Annotated in this window: 22 protein-coding genes; 10 read left to right on the top strand and 12 right to left on the bottom strand. The window is 54.9% G+C overall.

Annotated features, from left to right (window positions below; genetic code table 11):
* The first annotated feature begins 92 nt into the window (after positions 1-92).
* The 4 genes from ACUY4S_RS20035 (at position 93) to ACUY4S_RS20020 (ending at position 3,212) form a co-directional block, all read left to right on the top strand.
* Positions 93-506 carry a FosA family fosfomycin resistance glutathione transferase gene (locus ACUY4S_RS20035; protein ID WP_312687012.1) on the top strand — a complete coding sequence of 138 codons (414 nt, stop codon included), beginning with the start codon at positions 93-95 and terminating at the stop codon, positions 504-506.
* 109 nt (positions 507-615) lie between these two features.
* Positions 616-1,083, top strand: a complete 468-nt coding sequence (locus tag ACUY4S_RS20030; RefSeq protein ID WP_312687013.1) for a MarR family transcriptional regulator — start codon at positions 616-618, stop codon at positions 1,081-1,083.
* Positions 1,084-1,087: 4 nt separating this feature from the next.
* Complete coding sequence (locus tag ACUY4S_RS20025; RefSeq protein ID WP_312687015.1) at positions 1,088-2,155, top strand: HlyD family secretion protein; 1,068 nt, start codon at positions 1,088-1,090, stop codon at positions 2,153-2,155.
* Positions 2,145-3,212 (top strand): DUF2955 domain-containing protein, encoded by a 1,068-nt coding sequence (locus tag ACUY4S_RS20020; RefSeq protein WP_458021688.1) that lies wholly within the window; start codon positions 2,145-2,147, stop codon positions 3,210-3,212. Before ACUY4S_RS20025 ends, ACUY4S_RS20020 begins: the two co-directional genes overlap by 11 nt.
* A gap of 27 nt (positions 3,213-3,239) precedes the next feature.
* Here ACUY4S_RS20020 and ACUY4S_RS20015 read toward each other — a convergent pair whose 3' ends face one another.
* The 5 genes from ACUY4S_RS20015 to ACUY4S_RS19995 all read right to left on the bottom strand — a co-directional run bounded on the left by ACUY4S_RS20015 (position 3,240) and on the right by ACUY4S_RS19995 (position 7,085).
* Positions 3,240-3,497, bottom strand: coding sequence for a putative Se/S carrier protein (locus tag ACUY4S_RS20015; RefSeq protein ID WP_312687018.1), 258 nt, complete (start codon positions 3,495-3,497; stop codon positions 3,240-3,242).
* Positions 3,490-4,260 carry a putative 2-hydroxyacyl-CoA dehydratase activator YjiL gene (gene yjiL / locus ACUY4S_RS20010; protein WP_458021687.1) on the bottom strand — a complete coding sequence of 257 codons (771 nt, stop codon included), beginning with the start codon at positions 4,258-4,260 and terminating at the stop codon, positions 3,490-3,492. The genes ACUY4S_RS20015 and yjiL overlap by 8 nt, the downstream gene beginning before the upstream one ends.
* Before the next feature lie 9 nt (positions 4,261-4,269).
* Positions 4,270-5,421, bottom strand: coding sequence for a double-cubane-cluster-containing anaerobic reductase (locus ACUY4S_RS20005; RefSeq protein ID WP_458021686.1), 1,152 nt, complete (start codon positions 5,419-5,421; stop codon positions 4,270-4,272).
* A 119-nt stretch (positions 5,422-5,540) separates the two neighbouring features.
* Positions 5,541-5,780 (bottom strand): DUF2164 domain-containing protein, encoded by a 240-nt coding sequence (locus ACUY4S_RS20000; RefSeq protein WP_458021685.1) that lies wholly within the window; start codon positions 5,778-5,780, stop codon positions 5,541-5,543.
* 24 nt (positions 5,781-5,804) lie between these two features.
* Positions 5,805-7,085 carry a DUF445 domain-containing protein gene (locus ACUY4S_RS19995; RefSeq protein ID WP_458021684.1) on the bottom strand — a complete coding sequence of 427 codons (1,281 nt, stop codon included), beginning with the start codon at positions 7,083-7,085 and terminating at the stop codon, positions 5,805-5,807.
* Between the two features lie 153 nt (positions 7,086-7,238).
* Between ACUY4S_RS19995 and ACUY4S_RS19990 the strand changes: the two genes are divergently transcribed.
* Positions 7,239-7,409 (top strand): hypothetical protein, encoded by a 171-nt coding sequence (locus tag ACUY4S_RS19990; RefSeq protein ID WP_458024277.1) that lies wholly within the window; start codon positions 7,239-7,241, stop codon positions 7,407-7,409.
* 8 nt (positions 7,410-7,417) lie between these two features.
* Positions 7,418-7,663, top strand: coding sequence for a type II toxin-antitoxin system RelE/ParE family toxin (locus tag ACUY4S_RS19985; RefSeq protein ID WP_409429796.1), 246 nt, complete (start codon positions 7,418-7,420; stop codon positions 7,661-7,663).
* Here the strand turns inward: ACUY4S_RS19985 and ACUY4S_RS19980 are convergent.
* Genes ACUY4S_RS19980 through ACUY4S_RS19970 form a run of 3 tightly spaced genes read right to left on the bottom strand, consistent with a single transcriptional unit; the run spans position 7,544 to position 9,923 of the window.
* A complete protein-coding gene (locus ACUY4S_RS19980) occupies positions 7,544-8,167 on the bottom strand; it encodes a LysE family translocator (protein ID WP_312687030.1) in 624 nt (207 codons plus the stop codon). The genes ACUY4S_RS19985 and ACUY4S_RS19980 overlap by 120 nt on opposite strands.
* A gap of 49 nt (positions 8,168-8,216) precedes the next feature.
* Positions 8,217-8,984, bottom strand: a complete 768-nt coding sequence (locus ACUY4S_RS19975) for a helix-turn-helix domain-containing protein (protein WP_458021683.1) — start codon at positions 8,982-8,984, stop codon at positions 8,217-8,219.
* A gap of 42 nt (positions 8,985-9,026) precedes the next feature.
* Positions 9,027-9,923, bottom strand: a complete 897-nt coding sequence (locus ACUY4S_RS19970) for a LysR family transcriptional regulator (protein WP_312687035.1) — start codon at positions 9,921-9,923, stop codon at positions 9,027-9,029.
* Between the two features lie 378 nt (positions 9,924-10,301).
* Here ACUY4S_RS19970 and ACUY4S_RS19965 point away from each other — a divergent pair, with 378 nt between their 5' ends.
* The 3 genes from ACUY4S_RS19965 to ACUY4S_RS19955 are packed head-to-tail and all read left to right on the top strand — an operon-like array spanning position 10,302 to position 12,573.
* Positions 10,302-10,985 carry a nucleoside recognition domain-containing protein gene (locus ACUY4S_RS19965; RefSeq protein WP_312687037.1) on the top strand — a complete coding sequence of 228 codons (684 nt, stop codon included), beginning with the start codon at positions 10,302-10,304 and terminating at the stop codon, positions 10,983-10,985.
* Positions 10,978-11,445 (top strand): YjiG family protein, encoded by a 468-nt coding sequence (locus ACUY4S_RS19960; RefSeq protein ID WP_312687039.1) that lies wholly within the window; start codon positions 10,978-10,980, stop codon positions 11,443-11,445. Before ACUY4S_RS19965 ends, ACUY4S_RS19960 begins: the two co-directional genes overlap by 8 nt.
* A 24-nt stretch (positions 11,446-11,469) precedes the next feature.
* Positions 11,470-12,573: a M20 peptidase aminoacylase family protein gene (locus ACUY4S_RS19955; protein WP_458021682.1), complete on the top strand. Its 1,104-nt coding sequence runs from the start codon at positions 11,470-11,472 to the stop codon at positions 12,571-12,573.
* A 1-nt stretch (position 12,574) separates the two neighbouring features.
* On the opposite strand, the gene ACUY4S_RS19950 is transcribed toward ACUY4S_RS19955, so the two are convergent.
* Positions 12,575-13,096 (bottom strand): VOC family protein, encoded by a 522-nt coding sequence (locus ACUY4S_RS19950; protein ID WP_458021681.1) that lies wholly within the window; start codon positions 13,094-13,096, stop codon positions 12,575-12,577.
* 198 nt (positions 13,097-13,294) lie between these two features.
* Between ACUY4S_RS19950 and ACUY4S_RS19945 the strand changes: the two genes are divergently transcribed.
* Positions 13,295-14,665, top strand: a complete 1,371-nt coding sequence (locus ACUY4S_RS19945) for an NAD-dependent succinate-semialdehyde dehydrogenase (RefSeq protein WP_458021680.1) — start codon at positions 13,295-13,297, stop codon at positions 14,663-14,665.
* A 63-nt stretch (positions 14,666-14,728) separates the two neighbouring features.
* On the opposite strand, the gene yjiA is transcribed toward ACUY4S_RS19945, so the two are convergent.
* The 3 genes from yjiA to ACUY4S_RS19930 all read right to left on the bottom strand — a co-directional run bounded on the left by yjiA (position 14,729) and on the right by ACUY4S_RS19930 (position 18,120).
* Positions 14,729-15,685: a GTPase gene (yjiA, locus tag ACUY4S_RS19940; protein ID WP_312687045.1), complete on the bottom strand. Its 957-nt coding sequence runs from the start codon at positions 15,683-15,685 to the stop codon at positions 14,729-14,731.
* Positions 15,686-15,695: 10 nt separating this feature from the next.
* Entirely contained in the window at positions 15,696-15,899 is a 204-nt protein-coding gene (locus ACUY4S_RS19935; RefSeq protein ID WP_312687047.1) for a YbdD/YjiX family protein, read from the bottom strand.
* A 67-nt stretch (positions 15,900-15,966) separates the two neighbouring features.
* Complete coding sequence (locus ACUY4S_RS19930) at positions 15,967-18,120, bottom strand: carbon starvation CstA family protein (RefSeq protein WP_312687049.1); 2,154 nt, start codon at positions 18,118-18,120, stop codon at positions 15,967-15,969.
* Positions 18,121-18,449: the final 329 nt, after the last annotated feature.

Below are 18,449 nucleotides of genomic sequence, written 5' to 3'. Positions count from 1 at the left end.
CGCACCGGGCAGAACACTATGGCGACCCATAAAGCGCATCAGGTTGCTATAGTGTTCATTCTCACTTTCCACCCACTTCGACGAGCCAACCTATGTTAACCAGTCTCAATCACCTTACGCTGGCGGTCAGCGAACTGGCCCGCAGCGTCGAATTTTATCATCAATTATTGGGCCTGAAGTTGCATGCACGCTGGGATAATGGCGCTTATCTCAGTTGTGGCGGCCTGTGGTTATGCCTGTCGGTAGATGTGCAGCGTACCCCAGTTTCACCCCAACACAGCGACTATACGCACTACGCGTTCAGTGTGGATGAAAGCGATTTTACCGCGTTTGTCGACCGTCTTGAGCAGGCTGGCGTGGCGAACTGGAAAGTGAATAAAAGCGAAGGTCACTCCTGGTATTTTCTCGATCCGGATGGGCACAAACTGGAAGCGCACGTCGGAAATCTGGCGCAGCGCCTTGCGGCATGCCGTGAAAAGCCTTACCAGGGTATGGTTTTTTTTTGATTAAGCCGAACGTTTCCGCTTTGGCAATCGATGCTCTTTGTCTGTTCGTTTCTTGATGCTTACCGTGATAACTATTATCTTGCTCCCCCAGTGAAATGAGGGAGTTCCCATGACTGAAGACGAATTGTTTGCCCGCCGGCCGCTGGGCATGCGGATGGCCATGGTGGTACGCCAGTGGCGCGCCACTATTGACCATGCGCTGAGCGACACCGGAATGACGCAGTCGAGCTGGACGGTGCTCATGCAGCTGCGCCAGTTGGGCGATAATGTTTCAGTCAGTGAACTGGCGGAAGTGCATGGGATAGAACTACCGCCGCTGATGCGCACCCTGACACAGCTGGAAAACCAGGGGCTGATTGCGCGTACGACATCGCCGTACGATAAGCGCATTCGCCTGCTGGCGCTCACCGCAGAGGGTAACCGTCTGCTGGATAAAATCTCGCAAGTGATTGAAACCTGCCAGGCGCGGGCTTCCGAGAACATCCCGGCAGATGAATTGCATGCGTTTAGCGCCACGCTCAACCAACTCGCCTGTAATTTGCGTGTGATGCGCGAAGAAGAAAATAAAACCGAATAAGAAAATGATGACGCCAGAACAAAAATTTGCCCGCTGGGTAAGGGTCAGTATTGCCTCTTTCCTGCTGATGTTTGTCTATTTCATCCTTGCCGATATCTGGATCCCGCTCACCCCGGACGCCACTGTGATGCGCATTGTGACCCCGGTTTCCGCGCGTGTTTCCGGCTATGTGGCCCAGGTGCATGTGCAAAATAACAGCACGGTGAAAAAGGGCGACGTGCTGTTTGAATTGGATCCGACTCCGTTTAAAAATCAGGTCGAGGCCAGCGAAATCGCGCTGGCGCAGGCAAAGCTGACGAATCAGCAACTGGATGCGCAAATCCTTGCCGCACAAGCCAGCCTGAAGAGCGCGCAACTGACCGCGCAAAATGATCGCGTTACTTTTGAGCGCTATCAGAACCTGAGCGCAATGCATAACATTTCGCAGTCCGATCTGGATAAAGCGCGCACCACATGGCAGAACAGTATGCAATCGGTAAACAATCTCAACGCCAGCATTGATGAGTTGACCATCGAACGGGGCGATCGTGATGATGCCCGCAATGTGACGCTGCAAAAATACCGCAATGCGTTGCAACAGTCGCAACTTAACCTGGCCTGGACGCAGGTGCGCGCCGAAATGGACGGTACCGTAAGTAACCTGCAATTAAGCCCCGGTTTCTATGCCTCTGCGGGTAACGCCTCGCTGGCGCTGGTACATGATAAGGCCGATATCGTGGCGGATTTCCGCGAAAAAAGCCTGCGCCATACACATGCCGGCACCGATGCTTCCGTGGTGTTCGATGCCTTGCCAGGCAAAGTGTTCAAAGCGCACGTCACCAGCAGTGATGCCGGTGTGCTCGCCGGACAGGAAGCAGTAAATGGCGAGCTGTCGGCACCGGAAACTTCCAACCGTTGGGTGCGCGACGCACAGCGCATGCGCATTCATGTGGCGCTGGATGAGCCGTTAACGAAACCACTGCCGACCGGCGCGCGCGCCACCGTGCAGTTGTATAACAGCGAAGGGGTGTTTGCCCGTATTTTCTCCGGGCTGCAAATCCATCTGGTGAGCCTGCTGCATTATGTCTATTAATACGCTGGCACGCGTTTTTACGCCGCACGGCAATATCGTTTACACGCCGAACGACTTCCGTCAGACGCTGCGTATTGTGTTTGCCGGGATGATTGCGCTCAGTATTTCAAGCTTTTACAACACGCAGTACGGCGTATTTTATGTGGTCTATCCGGTGATGCTGTTGTCACTGGTGCCGGTGTTTAATCGCCACGTGGCCCGGCAGTTTATTTTCAGCGCGGTGCTGAACGGCATCGAAATGGTATTCATCATCGGTTATTTGTCGCGCTGGCCAGTGATCATGACGCTGGTCGTGTTCGCGCTGTACGTAATGCGTTTTCGCTTTATGAGCAAAGGTGCGTTGTTTCTGTTTGGTTCCGCAGGCGTCGTTTGTCAGAGCACGATGCTCAATTTTATGAGTTATCCCTCCAGCGACTGGCATACGCTGCTGTTTTCTAATGTTGAGGCCAGCGTGATGGCCGTGGCGCTGAGCGCGTTGATGAACTATTTGATCCCGGATGTGGAGCCGCGTATCCGCCCGCCGATGATAGAGAAAAATGCCGCCCGCGTTCGCCATGAGTCGCTGCTCTCCGGGACGGTCGCCACCCTGATTTTTGTTGTGTTCCAGATAAGCGATCTGAGCGACTCTCTCTCTGCGCTGATGGCGGGGATCCTGATCCTGTTCCCGATGCATTATCGCGGCTCGGTGCTCAGTTCATTGTGGCGCGTGGTGGGCGTGGTCATTGCCTGCCTCTATATCCTGCTGGTGCAACTGATCCTCTATAACCACAGCAGCCATATGCTGCTGATGATGCCGCTAATCGGTCTTGGCCTCGCGTTTAGCGCACGCTTGCATGTGATGGAGAAAGTCGGGGCGGGCGTCGGGTTTTCCAGCGTGACGACCATCGGTATTATGTTCGGTCAGAACCTGCATCCGGATACCGACCTGGTATTCAGCGATCTCTACCGGATAGTCTCCGTAACTGTCGCGCTGGTGGCGACGTTAACGATGGTCTGGCTGGTGCATTTAATTTTGAACCGCTTTGAAGCCACGCGGTTTGTGATTGAAGAGCAGTAAGCCGGAATGTGCCCGATGGCGTTGTGCTTATCGGGCCGACATCCTGCATTCAGAAACCGGTAAGAATTCCTCACCCTCACAACGATAAATCGCCTCGGTAACGCCCGGAACAACCCACTGATTTTCCTCCCCTTGTGGGCAGTGAAAGCGAATGCATAAACCGCAGCCGCCGCGCAGACTGCGGGGGATATCCAGCACGCGGAACGAGACCCCGGCAGACTGCATAGCTTTGCGGGTTTGCACGACACCAGGCGTATTGTGAAACAGCAGTAGATACTCAGCCATGGCGCTTTCTCTGCCGCTGGCCAATCAGCGCCGCGCCCACAGCGCCCGCATACTGGGCATCATCATGGGTAAATACCTCACTGTTCAGGTGTGCTGACAACATGCGGCGAAAAGTGGCGCAATGACTTACACCGCCGGTAAACAGTAACGGCCCCTGTGTCGAAAGGCGGGCGATAAAATGCGCGCTGCGGCGAGCCATCGCATTGACCACCCCGGCGAGGATTGCCTCTGGTGCAATGCCTGCCGAACGCAGGCTGATCACTTCGGATTCGGCAAAGACGGTACACATGCTGGTGATCGGATGCGGCTCGACGCCTTCGGTAATCGTATCCAGGTGTTCCACCTGTGTGCCCAGCGTGCGGGAAATGACATCAAGAAAACGCCCGGTCCCGGCGGCGCATTTGTCATTCATCAAAAAGTCGGTGAGGTTGCCCTGTTCATCAAGCTGGATCACTTTGCTGTCCTGACCGCCGATGTCGATAACCGTGCGCGCTTCTGGCAAGAGAAGGCGCGCGCCCAGCCCATGGCAGGAGATCTCCGTGACCTGCTTGTCGGCGAAATCAACCAGTTGCCTTCCGTAACCGGTTAGCGTCAGAAACGGTTGTTCCGTAAGCCCTGCCCGCAGCGTTTCCCATGCTTCACCTATCGAGGCGGCGGGGCGAAACGAAGTTGGGCAGAGGTAACGCCGCACCACGCTGTTACCTTCCAGCAGGATGCCTTTGGTGGTGGTCGAGCCGGAATCGATGCCTACGCTAAACGTCACGGACACTCCTTATAGCATCTCGATAAATGCCGCGACACGGGTACTGAGCTGGCCGATGTCGGACGTGGAGTAATCCGTTTCTATCGCCATATACGGAATGTTGTGCTGCTGGCGCACATGGCGTTTGATAGACAGTGACTCCACAGCATAGGTGTGGCACGCCTGTAAAATCACATCAATGACGCCATCGGCCTGGTACTCATCCACCATCTGGCTGAGCAGTTTCAGGCGTTCATCATTTGGCGAGATGCAGGAGCAGCCGATCGCCAGGTATTTGTCCGTCAACGCATCATAAACATCGCCGTTCTCGTCAACACAGCGCTCGGTTGCTTTCGCGCCAGTGCAGTTTTCGTAGCCCACCACCCAGCCGCCGTTATCTTCAATGGCGCGCACGACTTTTTCCGCCGCGCCGCCAATCGGGCAACCCGTGATCAAAATGCGGGGGCGAGGATCCAGGCGTTTCTCTTCCTGCCATTCGGAGCGGATCCGTTCGGCCATGGTATTGAGCTCGTCGATCAGGGTTTCTTTATCAAAGCGGAAGGTCGCTCCGTACACCACTTTCAGGATATCCGCGCCGCTCAGTGCGGGCGGGTTAAGCTGGCCCACGCGATAAAAATTGGCCAGCGCCTGGCGTTCACGGTTTTTTAGCGCAATGGCATCGCGTAACGCAGCTTCGCTGATGGACCGGCCAAACTGGTGTTCAATAACGTGCTGCAAACGCAGGATCTCGGCTTTCCACAGTGCGCGGGACGCGGCATCCGTCGCGCTGTTTGGCAACTGCATAACGTGCACGGCTTTAAACTCCGCCATGTACTCGTACATTTTCTTTTTGCCGTCGCAGGTGGTTTCGCCCACCACCAGATCGGAAAAATAGAAGTAGGGGCATTTGTCGGTTTTGCCGAAGCCGTAGCTGCTTTTGATCAGGGGGCAGAGGTTGCGCGGCAGATCTTTTTCCGCTTCTTCGATGGTTTCATCGTTCGTGGAACAAAGTGAAACCACCACGGCGCCAGCGGCCATAGCGATTTCTTGCGGCATAAAGGTGCAGTAAGTACCTACCAGTGGAATGCCCTGTTCTTTCAGATCCATCACGGTAAGAAAACCTTTCTGGCGGGCTTCGGAGAATTGTTCAAATACGTCCGGGAGTGCGGTAATGAGCGACATGATTTTCCTTCCCCGTGACACGGGAGATGTAAAAAAGTGGCCGCATTATAGGCATACAAAGAAAAGGGGAATATTGATCTTCGGCGGCTTAAGGCTGAAAACGCCGCCTGCAAAAAAGCTCAGAGTATCTTTTTCAGATCCATCTCTTCCTGGATCCGCTCGCTGTAGAGGGCGTGCGTCCGGATGGCTTCATCGATTCCGGCATTATAAAAGGCGGGGCCGATCTGTTCAGCGATAAAATCGATAAAAAACTCCGCGTCAAACTGCTCCAGTTCCAGTTCAAAATGTGTTTCGCAGTACGCTTGTAATTTATCGCGTAACTGCTCGCGCTCGCTGTGGGTGAGGGCAATGTCGGCCATGAAGGCGTCTCCTTACAAAAAGGCTTAAAAAACGGTTATATGCAGCAGCGCGGGTAACTGCGAAAGCAGGTAGAGGATTAAACCAATCGTTCCGCCAACCAGCGTACCGTTGATGCGAATAAATTGCAGGTCTTTGCCAATATTCAGCTCCACCTGGCGCGACATATCTCGCGCATCCCAGCTTTTCACCGTATCGCTGATATGGCGCGTCAGAAAAGCGGCAAAATCGGGCGCAACACGATGCGCGGCCTGTTCCAGATGCTCATTCAGCGATGCCCGCAACGCGCCATCGGCCAGCAGCGTTTCGCCAAACCATAGCCCGGCATCGGTAATACGCTTTTTCATCCGCGAATCCTTGGACTGTACATCCGCTTTCATCCAGTTGCGCAGGTCGGCCCACATCTCGCCCAGATAACGGTTAAACGCCTCGTCATTTTTCAGGTAGTCTTTGATGTTCTCTGCCCGTTGCGCCATTTCCGGATCGGTTTTCAGGTTGGCGATCAGTTTCAGCGTGGCGCGATCAAACGCCTGGCGGATCTGGTGCGTGCTGTCGGCATTGATATCATCCAGTAGCGAATTAACCGCGTCGGACACCAGCTCAGCACTCTGCTCGCCTAACCATTCTGTTGGCAGGATCTTCGCTTTTAACGGGTGATCGGTTTTCAACCAGTGCACGACCTGGTGGGCGATAAAAGCGCGGGAGCTTTCTCGCTGCAACAGGGCAATGAGCTGCGCGATAAGGCTGTCCAGCAATTTCTGATGGCGGTTATTGCGCGTAAGACTTTCCAGTAATAGTGCGCTGGTTTCGGTCAGATCGACTTTGTCGATGGCTTTGTGCACCGCGCGGCGCAGCAGCCGCTGAATACGGGCATCGTCGGCCATTTCCAGAAAGCCGCTCATCACTTGCAGGATATGCTGGCCGACGCGCTGGGCATTTTCCGGCTGGCTGAACCAGACGCCGATCAGTTGTGCTGGCTGATGGCGATGGATCAACGCTACCAGCGACTGGGTATCAAGGAATTTCTCTTGTACGAATTGCCCAAGATTGTCACCAATTCGATCTTTATTGCGCGGAATGATCGCCGTATGGCGAGATATGAACGGAATAGGCACGCGGCGAAACAGCGCCACCACGGCGAACCAGTCCGCCAGCGCACCGACCATCGCCGCTTCGGCAATGGCCTTCAGCCCGCTCACCCAGAAATTGGGCGGCAGGAACAGTGTGGTGACAAACGTGGCTGCTGCAACCAGCAACAGCGAGAGCGCCAGACGCTTGGCGCGCTTGAGTTCAGCTAATTTTTCCATGACATAAGCATAGAGCGAGACGATGGGAGGGTGCAAAGAAACAATTTCGTGGCTACAAATGCAGCGGAGGTTTAGCACATCGACAGTGAACGCAACGCTCGCGCAGGAATGGTGCCTGAGCGCTGCGGCCTCAACGGGCGCGTGGCGATACGTTTGTTTGCTAAGCAAATTGTTAAAAATGACGGTATTCCGTTCAACGTTATCCGCAGCCCCACAGCACGGTTACGCAATGCCATGCGCGAAGCTGAAGATATGACTGCACCCCAGAATGGACGCTTTGATGGTGTTGACCCGCTCCCGGCCAATATAACGATCGTGCGCTAACCGGAAAGATGCCCGGTTTTCGTGAACTGCACCTCGGAGGCGATGATTTGTTGGTGTACCGGGTTGATGATAATCAACATCTGGTGGTTTTGACCGATCGGGGTACTCATGGCGGGCTTCCCGAACAGCATTTTTTAGAGAGTCGACCACACAATCCCGCCGCCAAACGCCATCAGTATTGCGCCCGCACCGCGTTCAATCCACCACACGGCGTGACTCAGGCGCTGCTGTACAACGGGCAGGCCAATCAGTAACACCACAGCCAGATCCCACAAAAGCACCACCATTGTCATCCAGACCCCGCTCACCGCCTGTTGCAACAGCGAGACATGCGGGCCGAGCAGGGCGGCCATCAGCGCCAGATAGAACAGCGCATTCTTCGGGTTGAGCAAGGCGGAACCCAGCCCGAGTAATAACTGTTTGCGCCACGTCGGGCAGTGTTGCAGCGCCTCGCTGGCTGACAAGGTGCGTGGGCGACTACGTAATAACTGTAAGCCAATCCACAACAGCCATAGCGCGCCGAGTAATTCAATAGCCGTAAACACCGTGTCGAACTGGCGCAGCGCGCTCCAGCCCGCAATCGCCAGCAAAATATAGGCGCCGTTTCCGGCAGCGATACCGACACATAACCCGGCGCTACCGCGCAGACGGTAGCGAATGGCGTAACCCATCAGTAAAAAGAAGTCCGGGCCGGGACTGAGCAGGGCAACAAAATGCGACAGCGCCAGCGCAGGAAAAGCAGGGGGAAAGATGTCCATGGTGACCTCAGCAGCAAAAAACTGCGGTCACCTTAGCGGCAACGCGACGCTATTTATTGTCTGATATTGATCGCCCGGTTGCGTACTGACGTGGCGTGGCAGCGGTGTAGCTGACAAAGGTTCGGTGAAAATGGCTCTGATCGGCAAACCCGCTCTGATAGCCCACATCGGCCAGATTATCACCGGCGCGCAGGCGGCTTTTGGCAAACTCCACACGGGCGCTATTTAAAAAGCTGCCGGGCGTCAAACCGGTGTCCTGTTTAAAGGTGCGGATCAGCGTCTCTTTACGAAGGGAGAAGGCGTGCGCCAGCGCATCCAGCGTCGGCGGCTGCTGCAGGTTCTCCAGCAACACGCTTTGCATCTGCTGGCTAATGGGGCGCAGCGGCGAGGGCGACGGGGCGCAAGACAGCCCGGCGAGAAGCCGGTTAATCGCAACGGGCAAGGCGCGGGCTTGCCCGCTGTCGAACAGTGACACAATGTGCAGGTACTGCTGGAACAGGTGCGGGTTGCGTATCAGCTGCTGTGTGCCGTTCACCTGCGGGATCCAGAGCATATGGTAGCTGCGCGCTTGCCCGGCGAGCGGATTACAACTGTGCGGCGTGAGCGGCGGAATGACAATGATATCGCCAGGCGACAGCAGGTACTCCTGCCCGTTGCAGACGCAGTGCGTTTGCCCCTCAACCACCGCGCCGATCGACAGCTCAGCATGGCTGTGGCGTTTATAAGCCTGGTCGCTGCGCCAGGTGCTGCGCAGTTCAACGCCTGGCAGGGTTTCGGGGCGGTAAAAAGATTGCTGGATATCGCGCGTGATCGACATACAAAGCCTCGCTGAGTCGGCTTTCTGGTATAGCACAGTGCGTTATTTATCGCTAAACGCATTGTGCAACAGCCGCCACATATGGTGGGCTGCGGGCGTAAAGCGCCGATCAGAGTTGCGTAGCAAATGGCATTGTGCGCTGCTGGCAATCGGGTGATCGAGAGGCACCGCCACCAGCGTTCCCTGGCGAATAGGATCGGCGGCGGCGTACGCGGTCATAAAAGAGATCCCCAGCCCAGCCTGGCTTAGCCCCATTGCGGTCGAGAACTGATTACAACGGTATGCCGGATGGAATTGCAGACCCTGGCTTTTAAACATCGCATTCATATGGCGTTGCAGACCAAAGTTTTCCGTCAGCGCGATCAGCGCATGCTCAGTCAGCTCTTCAATGGTAATGCTTTGCCGCTGAGCGATAGGGTGCTGCGGTGAGACGACGGCGCAAATGGGCCCCCAGTGAAAACTGTGGCGCTTCAATTCCGGGGTGCCGATGGGGCCGAAGGCCAGCGCCATGTCTGCTTCACCACTGACAATGTCGTTGAGCATTTCCTGCATGCTACCGACCACAATGTCGACAAATACCTGCGGGTACGTCCGGGCAAATTCACGCATCACACCTTCGATAAACGCGGTAATCAGCCCGCCGCCTATGCGAACCGAGAGCGTGCCGCCACGCATATGGCGCAAATCTTTAAGCTGGCTTTCCAGCTTCTCGCGCCGCTGGCGGCTAATAAAATAGTCTTCTGCCAGCAGTCGCCCGGCCTCGGTGAGCACCACATTACGCCCGCGCCGCTCCAGCAAGGGGAGCTGCAGGGCGCGTTCCAGTTGGGCGATTTGCCGGCTCACTACTGACGGGTTAACACCGAGAATGTCCGCCGCGCGGCGGATGCCACCCTGGTTGCCCACTTCATACAGATAACCGACCTGTTTATCCTGAAACATCCGCCACATTCCTTCTTAATTGTTGACCTGAGAGCAACAATAACATCCTTAAGCGGATATTTATCATCCTGATTGAATAGTGATAATCAAAATAACCGTCCTGTTCGCTGGAGAAACAAAAATGAAAGAATAAAAATGCACTGGCGCACCAAAAAGGTGCCCGATAATGGTGAGAGGTTATTTTATTAGGGCGGCTTTTGGGCTTAATTAAATAATTTTTCGGTAACTTTGCTTTATTTTCTCCCGTTTTTTACGGGGTGGTTTTTTATTGCATAAAAAGTCGCGATGTAGGTTTTTTATTTTAGCTTCGGGCTATTCAGGCATGGATCCTGCTTAGTAATAGAACATTGCCATCTGATTATTTTAAAGAGAGATGTTATGAGTGAATCGAAAACGCTGGATCAACCCGCGAAAGAGCACGCGGAAGAGTGGAAAGTCGGCCCTGGAGCCTGGATTTCGCTGGTCATTGTTCTGCTGGTCTTTTCCGGTTTCTTTTTCAAAGTTGACGGCATGGCATGGTTGGGAGCGTTTGACTTTACTACGCTGGGCGGCGCATTCGGTACCATGAAGTCGCCGGAAACCAACACCTTTATCGGCAGCGGCGGCATCAGCGCGAAAGCCGGGTTCCTTTTTGCGCTGTCGCTGGTGCCAACGGTAATGCTGGCGCTGGGATTGCTGGAGATTTTTACCCACTATGGCGCGATCCGCGCAGCGCATAAATTGCTAACCCCGCTGCTTAAACCGCTGCTCGGCATTCCTGGTTATACCGGTCTGGCGCTGATTACCGATTTGCAAAGCACCGATGCCGGTGCGGCATTGACAAAGGAGTTGTACGACAGTGAAAAAATTACCCGCAAAGACGTGGTGATTATGGGCGCGTGGCAATATTCCGGTGCCGGGTTAATTAATAACTATTTTTCCATTGGCTCGGCGATGTTCGCCTCGCTGACTATCCCGATTATTATTCCGCTGGTATTGATGTTTGTCCTTAAATTCGTTGGCGCAGCCGTGGTTCGCCTGGCATTAAATACTGTCTATAAGAGGGATTTCAACCATGAGTAATACCGCCAAAGTCTCCGGTAATCCGTTCGATATTTTCGTTATAGGCGCACGTAAAGGCTTTAATATTGCCATAAATAATCTGATGCCGAATGTCTTAATGGCCTATGTCATCGCCGAAATGCTTAATTTACTCGGCGTGATGCAGATAATCGGCCATCTTTGCGCGCCGCTAATGGGGCTGTTCGGTTTGCCGGGGGAGGCCATCACCGTGTTGCTTACCGCCTGGCTCTCCTCCTCCGCAGGAACGGGCGTGGCGGTCAGTTTGTTGAGCAAAGGCCAGCTGGATGTCGGCCAGATAACCATTCTCGCACCGGCCATCTTTTTAATGGGTTCGCAGCTACAGTATATGGGCCGCCTGTTGGGCGTTGCCGATGTGCCGAAAAAATACTGGCCGCTACTGATGGCCGTCAGCATTCTCAACGCGGTTATTTCTATGCTGATAATGCGCGTTATTGCCTGAGAGCAGCCCACCAAGGAGTAAGACGTGTCACGTACACTAGAGCACTTTAATTACCTGCATCAGATCCCGGAGCTGGGATTCGAAGAGTATAAAACCTCCGCTTATATTGCCGGGGTACTGGAGGCGGCGGGCTACCAGGTCACGCGCCAGGTCAATAACACCACCGGTATTGTTGCGGTACTGGACAGCGGCAAGCCGGGGCCAGTACTGGCGCTTCGTGCTGATATGGATGCGCTTGGTCATATCATTGACGGCGAACATGTGGCACGCCACACCTGCGGGCACGATGGACACTCCACGGTGGTATTGACTACTGCGCAGGAAGTCATGGCCGAAGGCGTGGTGAAAAAGGGCAAGCTGAAGTTTATCTTCCAGCCTGCTGAGGAACTGGGCACCGGGGCAATTGCCCTGACCGAAGGCGGCGTGCTGGATGATGTGGAGATGCTGCTCGGTTTCCACCTGCGGCCAATAGAAGAGTGCCCGATGGGCCAGGCTGTGCCGGCGATGTACTACTCGGCGTCCGCGACCGTTGAAGTGATGTTCCACGGTAAAGCGGCACACGCCGCCAGGCCGCATTTAGGTGTGAACGCGCTGGATGCCGCCGCCCACGCTGTGCAGGCGGTGAATGGCATTCATCTTGCGCCGTCGCTCACCTGGAGCGCGAAGGCTACGCGGTTTCTTTGCGATGCTGGCGTGACCAACTCCATCCCCGACAAGGCGCAGGTGTGCTGGGATCTGCGCGCGGCAGAAAACGACGCCATGGATGCACTCAAACCGCAGGTCATTCGCGCCATCGAAAGCAGTGCGGCCGCCTACGGTGCGCTTGCTGACATCCGCATTCTGAAAGAGATGCCGGCGGCGATCATTGATGACGAAGCAACCGACGTGGTTTCCCGCGCTATCCGCAGCGTGTTTGGTGATGCCGGGTTGACCGCGCCGAAATCGACGCCGGGCAGTGAAGATTTCTTCCACTACCTGCGCCTGCGCCCGCAGGTGAAAGGCGGTTTCTGGGGGCTGGGCGCGAACCTGACGCCCGGGCTGCATCACCCGGAAATGCACTTTGACCGCGAGGCGTTAGCGCTTGGCGTAAAAGTATTTAAAGCCTGTGTTAAGGATGTGCTGGGCTGAATCACGGCCTCCAGCGGCGCAGCGTGGTTTCTTGCTCGTAGGGCATCGCCGAGGGGTAAGCAATAAACTCAACGATGCTGCCCCATGGCGTGCGCCCATAGCAAAATTGATTGCCTTCGCCTTTTTCTGTCGGGAAACCGAGCGGCTGTGGTGCGGTAAACACTTCGCCGCCCGCCGCTTTAAAGCGTTGCAGGGCGGCGTCGATATCATCGCTATAAACCGCGAAGTGTTGCAGGCCAAAATCGCTGGCGCGCGGCGGTTCGCGCTGATCTGGTCCATGCATTTCAAACAGTTCAATACCCGGGCCGTGCTGAAGTTTTAGCATCCTGACGGATTTGATCACCGTGCCCGGCACCAGGCGCAACGTTTTTTGCTGCGCCGCGTTATCAGGGCCTTTTTCGTCAGGCGCAACGGACTGATAAATCAGTTCGGCTCCCAGCGCTTGCGTCAGAAAGCGGGTGGCGTCTTCAATATCCGGAACGGTGATACCAATATGATCGATACCGCGAATGGTGTGTTGCATGCATCCTCCTGTTGGTGGTAATGGAGTAAGCATAGCGTAGGGTTTTGCCACCTTTATTGTTGAAATATCCTGCCAGTTAAACGTCATATTTACGTTTCTTTATCCTGTTTTTTCTATATGGGCGCTCTCGTCTACTAGCCTTATTAGATATGTCAGCGTTTTTCGCTTAATTAACGACGATAACAGGAGACATGTGATATGGCTTATAAAACAGTGAATCCTTTTAATAATCAGCTTATTAAAGAGTTCCCTTCGCACAACGATGCCGACATCGAGGTCGCGCTGAGACAAGCGGATGCGCTGTACCACTCATCCTGGTCGAAAGGGAGTATTGAGCAGCGTCTTCCGGTGCTGCATAAGCTTGCCGATTTGCTGGAAAATCAGCAGGAAGAATTGGCGAAAATTGCCAGCCGCGAAATGGGCAAGCTTATTGGGCAGAGCCGTGGCGAGGTGCAACTTTGCGCGCAGATTGCCCGTTACTATGCGGATAACGCGAAAAGCTTCCTTGCCCCGGTGAAGTACCCGTCTGAACTTGGCGAGGCGTGGATTGAGCATCATCCAATTGGCGTCATTATGGCGGTGGAGCCCTGGAACTTCCCGTATTATCAGCTGATGCGCGTCCTGGCCCCGAACCTTGCCGCCGGTAATCCGGTTGTCTGTAAACACGCCAGCATTGTGCCGCAGTGTGCGGAATCTTTCGCCCATCTGGTACGCGAGGCGGGAGCACCAGACGGTGCGTGGACTAATTTATTTATCTCTTCCGATCAGGTTTCGGCAATCATTGCCGACCCGCGAGTGCAAGGGGCGGCGCTGACGGGTTCAGAAGGCGCAGGCAGTGTGGTGGCGGCGCAAGCGGCAAAACATATCAAAAAATCCACTCTCGAACTGGGCGGGAACGACGTCTTTATTGTGCTGGATGATGCGGATCTGGAGAAAGCCGTGGAAGTCGGCGTTCAGGCTCGTCTGAATAATGCCGGGCAGGTCTGTACTGCCGCCAAACGCTTTATTATTCATCAGGATGTGGCCGATCAGTTCCTGCGTAAATTCACCGACGCTTTCCAGCAGGTGAAAATGGGCGATCCGCTGGACGAAAGCACTACCCTTGGCCCGCTCTCGTCAAAAGATGCGCTTAAGACGCTGAGCCAGCAGGTGAGTAATGCGGTGCACAAAGGGGCGAAACTGCACCTGGGCGGCAAACCCGCCAATAGCGAAGGCAACTTCTTTGAGCCCACCATCTTGACGCACATCACCCGCGACAACCCGGCGTACTTTGAAGAGTTTTTCGGCCCGGTGGCGCAAATTTATGTGGTTAACAATGACGAGGAAGCGGTACGCCTGGCGAACGATTCACACTACGGCCTTGGCGGCGCCATCTTCAGCCGCAACATTCAGCGTGCGAAACAGATGGCGTCGCGCATTGAAACCGGCATGGTGTGGATCAACTGGCTGACCGACACCGCAGCGGAACTGCCGTTTGGCGGCGTGAAGCGCTCAGGCTTTGGCCGTGAGCTTTCTGATCTGGGTATTAAAGAGTTTGTGAACCAGAAGCTGGTGGTTGTGCACCAGTAAACTTTCCCTCACCTTTTGCCCTCTCCCCGTGAGGGAGAGGGCCAGTATCATCCTCTGGCTTGCTTATTTCCGTAAAGCCGCAAAGGCTGCTCTTATCTCTTCTTCCGGCAGCTGCACGCCAATAAATACCAGTGTGCTGTGCGGGGTTTCATCACCCCACGGGCGATCCCAGTCGGCGCTGTAGAGGCGCTGTACACCCTGGAAAAGCAAGCGGTTTGGCTCGCTGTCGATCCATAGCATCCCTTTGTAGCGCAAGAGTTTTTCCGCGAAGCTCAGCAGCAGGTTCTCCATCACGCGGGAAACTTCGCTAATGTCCACCGGGTAATCCAGTTCCACCACAATCGAGCTGATGTCGTTTTGCTTGTCAGCGATAAAGTGGAAGCGCGGTTTTGCTGCCACCACATTCTCTTCCAGCATAAAACCGTTGGTATCAAACAGCTGCGCCAGTTCAATATCGCCGTGCGTGACGGTGTAAATCGGCGCGCGGGCGTTGATGCGGGCAAGGCGTTCGCGCAGTTTCTCACTGTCGCCGGCCACGTCGGTTTTGGTCAGCAGGATGCGATCTGCGTAACCGACCTGCGATTGCGCCAGCGTGAACTGGTTCATCTGCTCATCGGCATGTACGGCATCGACCAGGGCAATGACGCCGTCCAGCAGATAGCGCTGGCAGAGGATCTCATGGGCGAAGAAGGTCTGAATGATCGGCCCTGGATCCGCCATGCCCGTGCACTCAATGACCAGCCGGTCAAACGTGATATCGCCGCGATCCAGGCTGTCGACCAGATCCAGTAGCGCATCTTCCAGCTCGTTAGAGCGGCTACAGCAGATACAGCCGTTGGTCAGGGTTTTGATTTGTGTAGCGCGATCGCCAATCAGTTGATCGTCGACAGAGACTTCGCCGAACTCATTTTCGATAACGGCGATTTTATAGCCGTGCTGCTCATTAAGGATATGGCGTAAGAGGGTGGTTTTGCCTGCGCCGAGAAAACCGGTCAACAGCGTGACTGCAATGGGGGTCATAAATTCTCCTTTAGCAACAGCGGACACCGCCCTTGCCGTCGCCGCCGTAACGCGCTTGCTGGCGTTCGCGGAAAAATTCTTCGTAAGTCATGTACGGCTTGTCCGGATGGTTGGTCTTCATATGTTCAACGTAGTTGTCATAGTCCGGAATGCCAATCAACATTTTTGCCGCCTGACCAAGGTATTTTTTGGCTTCGCCTAAGTTACCAAACATTATTTGTCCCGGATATCTGTGGAGGCTGGATGGCTCCCTTTTAGGGGAGCCATCCAGCCGGGTGATATTAATGATGTGAAGCGGTTTTCACGCCACCTTCCGGTACCGGCACATACGGTGTCTCTTTGTCAGTACGCACTTTATTGTTGCGTACGTTCAGCCAGGTTTTGATGCCATAGAAGATGATGCTGTAAACCACCACCAGGAACAGAATACTCAAACCGGCGTTAGTGTAGTTGTTCACCACAATATGGTTCATGTTGGCAATCTGCTGCGCGGTCAGTTCGCTGCCGCCCGCAGCAATCTTCGCTTTGTACTGGTTAGCCATAAACAGGAAGCCTTCCAGTTGCGGGTTGGTGCTGAACAGCTTCAGGCCCAGCGCCCAGGTGGTGCACAACAGCAGCCACATGGCAGGAACCACGGTGACCCAGATGTATTTGGTGCGCTGCATTTTCACCAGCACCACGGTGCCCAGCATCAGCGCGACGGCCGCCAGCATCTGGTTAGAGATACCGAACAGCGGCCACAGGCTTTTCACGCCACCCAGCGGATCGACCACACCCTGATAAAGCAGGTAGCCCCACAGGCCGACGCAGCCCGCCGTACCGATGATACCGGCAACCAGTGAGTCGGTTTTCTTCAGGAATGGCACGAAGTTACCCAGCAAATCCTGCAGCATAAAGCGGCCAGCACGGGTGCCTGCATCTAGCGCGGTCAGGATAAATAATGCTTCGAACAGAATACCGAAGTGGTACCAGAAGCCCATATCCGCCATGGGGATGATTTTGTGGAACACGTGCGCAATACCGACTGCCAGCGTTGGCGCGCCACCGGCACGGTTCAGCACTGACGGTTCGCCAATGTCTTTCGCGGTTTGCAGGATCTGCTCCGGCGAAATCACAAAGCCCCAGGAACTGACTGTCGCAGCGGCATGCGCGGTGACATCTTTCAGCTGCGCCAGAATCATTGGCGCGTTGTCGCCGCCCAGTTCATGCAGGTTCGGCATAGTAATGCCCAGACCTGCCGGTGGCGTGTTCATGGCGAAGTAGAGGCCCGGCTCGATAATCGACGCCGCAACCAGCGCCATCACGGCCACAAAGGATTCCATCAACATGGCACCGTAACCGATAAAACGGGCGTCGGTTTCGTTCGCCAGCAGTTTCGGCGTTGTACCCGAAGCAATCAGCGCATGGAAGCCAGACACAGCGCCACAGGCGATAGTAATAAACAGGAACGGGAACAGCGCACCTTTCCACAGCGGGCCGGTACCATCAATGTACTGCGTTACCGCAGGCATTTTCAGTTCCGGGTTGAGGATCACGATGCCGAGCGCCAGACCGACGATCACGCCGATTTTCAGGAAGGTCGCCAGGTAGTCACGCGGTGCAAGGATCAGCCATACCGGCAGCAGGGCTGAGATAAAGGCATAACCGATCAGCGCGAAGGTGATGGTGGTGTCTTTAAAAGTCAGTGCCGGGCCCCAGTAGGGATCGTGCGCAATAATACCGCCAAACCAGATAGACGCCACCAGCAGTACGATACCAATCACCGAGACTTCGCCTACCCGGCCCGGGCGCAGGAAGCGCATGTAAATTCCCATAAACAGGGCAATCGGTACGGTAGAGCAGACGGTAAATACCCCCCACGGGCTTTCTGCCAGCGCTTTCACTACGATCAACGCCAGCACCGCGAGGATGATGATCATAATCAGGAAGCAGCCGAACAGCGCAATGGTCCCCGGCACGCGGCCCATCTCTTCTTTGACCATCTCGCCGAGAGAGGCGCCGTTACGGCGAGAGGAGATAAACAGCACCATAAAGTCCTGCACTGCACCGGCCAGCACCACACCTGCCAGTAACCACAGCGTGCCCGGCAGGTAGCCCATTTGCGCAGCCAGTACCGGCCCGACCAGCGGGCCTGCTCCGGCAATAGCGGCAAAATGGTGACCAAACAACACGTAGCGGTTGGTTGGCACATAGTTAAGGCCATCGTTATTGATCACCGCCGGCGTTGCGCGGGTCGGATCGAGTTTCATCACCTTTTGAGCGATGTAGAGGCTGTAGTAGCGATACGCCACCAGATAAACGGAAACAGAGGCGACGACGATCCACAGTGCACTGACGTGTTCGCCGCGCCGTAAGGCGACAACGGAGAGACAGAAAGCACCGATAATCCCGAGGATCACCCAGGGTATGTGCTTGAAGAGTTTTTTCGTATCCATATCAGACCTGGCTTTTAACAGAAAAAAGAACGGGATGTGAGATGTGTGTAAGGCTGTATGCTGGCGACGATCATGACAAATAACGCGCGCGAAACGGCAACGATTTGATTAAGCGGTTATAAACAGGCGGTAAGCGGTAAAAGGATCGCGCTGAGCGGTTTATCGTCACCCTAAGTGGCGGAAAATATGTGAGTTTGATCACGCAAAGCCGGTGAGGGCGCGGGTACGAGAGAGTTCAGAGGGGCTTAATGACCATTATTTTTGTGGTGAATATTAGCACGATGACCCATAAAGTTTTCTTATTCCAGGCCGAAAATCCTACATCTGTC

The sequence above is a fragment of the Kosakonia beeri genome (genome assembly GCF_054165705.1).
Note: the sequence above shows the minus strand (reverse complement) of the source record. Positions and strands in the feature narration are given on the sequence as shown.